This window comes from Neglectibacter sp. X4 (assembly GCF_009917365.1).
In the GTDB taxonomy this organism is placed as follows: domain Bacteria; phylum Bacillota; class Clostridia; order Oscillospirales; family Acutalibacteraceae; genus Acutalibacter.
Map to the genome: position 1 here is coordinate 1 of NZ_QWLE01000299.1, position 593 is coordinate 593.

The 593-nt window shown below is 41.7% G+C and carries 1 protein-coding gene and 1 pseudogene; both read right to left on the bottom strand.

What is annotated here, in order from left to right; translation table 11 throughout:
• A pseudogene (locus D1841_RS18230) lies at window positions 1-404 on the bottom strand (hypothetical protein); the annotation flags it as partial.
• A partial coding sequence (locus D1841_RS18860) for a hypothetical protein (protein ID WP_207710215.1) occupies window positions 401-593 on the bottom strand: 193 nt, incomplete at its 5' end. The gene D1841_RS18860 and the pseudogene D1841_RS18230, both read right to left, overlap by 4 nt.

Here is a 593-nt window from a genome sequence, read left to right on the forward strand (position 1 = left end):
TCTTCAAGATTTCCCCCGCTGATCTTCTGTCGTTCCAGCTTTGCGATCAGATAGATGTTATAATCATTTGTGGCACCGTTATCCTTTATCTTCTGTTCCAGGTAATGCAATGTTCCTTTAGCGTGTGCCTGGGACACTGCATATAACGGATCATTGCGATTCATCGCGTCCATCAGCGCCTCCTGATGCTTCCTGACATCCTGGGCAACTGGAATAATTAGAAGCTGCGCTTCCTGTCCGATGTTTGAGATAAACCTTGTCACACGATTCAAAAGCATGATTTTTTTATCCTTTGACAGATAGTCATAACTCACGCCCAAGATTTGATAACATGCCCAACACTCAGTGCGTTTATTAAAAATCAAATTCCCCTCAAAATACTTGATAGGAAACTCATAATTCATTTCTCTCCCCTCCTCTTTTTCTTTCCAGTTTTGCCTTTACTGCTCTGTAATCTGGCATCAATAATGTTAATAATCTCTGTTCCGCGATATAATACGTTCTGGAAGCAACCCTCTGTATAATCATTGCACTCCTGGAATTTTGATAGGTATTCCGGCAACAGCCTATACTCCACATATCCCAGAGCAAAC